The 1509-nt window shown below is 26.2% G+C and carries 2 protein-coding genes; one reads left to right on the top strand and one right to left on the bottom strand.

Annotation, left to right across the window (positions count from 1 at the left end; translation table 11 throughout):
• Positions 1-104 precede the first annotated feature (104 nt).
• On the bottom strand, positions 105-950 hold the full coding sequence (gene blaZ, locus ACFOY6_RS24025; protein ID WP_000733274.1) for a penicillin-hydrolyzing class A beta-lactamase BlaZ: 846 nt from the start codon (positions 948-950) through the stop codon (positions 105-107).
• A 106-nt stretch (positions 951-1056) separates the two neighbouring features.
• Between blaZ and ACFOY6_RS24020 the strand changes: the two genes are divergently transcribed.
• Positions 1057-1509: M56 family metallopeptidase (locus tag ACFOY6_RS24020; protein WP_379652444.1), on the top strand; the 453-nt coding region annotated here is incomplete at its 3' end.

Here is a 1509-nt window from a genome sequence, read left to right as displayed (position 1 = left end):
ACATCCTTGTTAAATTGTTTATATCTGAAATAGTTCATACAGAAGACTCCTTTTTGTTAAAATTATATTATAAATTCAACTTTGCAACAGAACCATTTAGAATATTAAAATTCCTTCATTACACTCTTGGCGGTTTCACTTATCAACTTATCATTTGGCTTATCACTTTTATTGTCTTTATTCGTAAAAATGACTAAAACAATAGGTTCAGATTGGCCCTTAGGATAAACAAAAGCAACATCATTTCTAGAAGCATATGTTATTGCTTGACCACTTTTATCAGCAACCTTACAGTCTTTTGAAACACCGTCTTTAATTAAAGTATCTCCGCTTTTATTATTTAACATTAAATCAAGTAAGAATTTTTTGTTTTCTTTGCTTAATTTTCCATTTGCGATAAGTTTATTTAAAGTCTTACCGAAAGCAGCAGGTGTTGAAGTATCTTTTTTGCTCTTTGGTGAATAGTAATTTAATTCTATCTCATATCTAACTGGATTTGTTACTTTATCTCCTAGTTCTTTTAGACGTTGTTTAACTTTTTTGATTCCACCAATTTCTTTTATAATTTTATTGTTTGCTGTATTATCACTATATGCCATTGAAGCCTCAATAAGTTCTTTTAAAGTGATATCTTTTCCTACATATTTTTCTAAAATAGGAGAATAAGCAACTATATCATCTTTGTTAATATGTATTTTTTTATTTAACTTATTATAAGGTACTTGTTCTAACAAAATAGCACTATTTATCGCTTTTGAAGTCGAAGCATAGGCAAATCTCTTATCTGAATTAAATTTTACTTCCTTACCACTTTTAGTATCTAAAGCATAAACACCAATATGAGCATTATATTTTTTTTCTAAATCATTTAACTCTTTGGCATGTGAACTGTTTGAATTACATGCACTTAAAACTAAAGCAATTGCAATTAAAAATATTAACTTTTTCAAAATAAACCCTCCAATATTACAGTTGTAATTTTTACAAATTAATAATATTACAATTGTAATATTGGTGTCAATTGTTTATTATAAATAATTGAAAGAAGGTGTCAAAATGGCTAAATTACTAATAATGAGCGTAGTAAGCTTTTGTTTTATATTTCTATTGTTAGTATTTTTTAGGTATATATTAAAACGCTATTTTAATTATAGTTTAAATTATAAAGTTTGGTATCTAACTGTGCTTGCTGGATTAATTCCTTTTATCCCAATTAAATTCTCTTTTATAAAATTTAATAATGTGAATAATCAATCGCCCACAGTTGAAAGTAGGTCACACGACTTGAACCATAACATAAATACCACCAAACCTGTTCAAGAGTTCACAACAGATATCCATAAGTTTAATTGGGATTCAATTGATAATATCTGCACAGTTATTTGGATAGTTTTGGTTATTATTTTAAGTTTTAAATTTTTGAAATCCTTATTATATCTTAAATATTTAAAGAGACAGTCACTTTATCTAAACGAAAATGAAAAAAATAAAATAGATACGATACTTTTC

This window comes from Teichococcus aestuarii, assembly GCF_042651065.1.
GTDB classification, from domain to species: Bacteria; Pseudomonadota; Alphaproteobacteria; order Acetobacterales; family Acetobacteraceae; genus Pseudoroseomonas; species Pseudoroseomonas aestuarii.
This window is presented reverse-complemented; position numbering and strand designations above follow the sequence as displayed.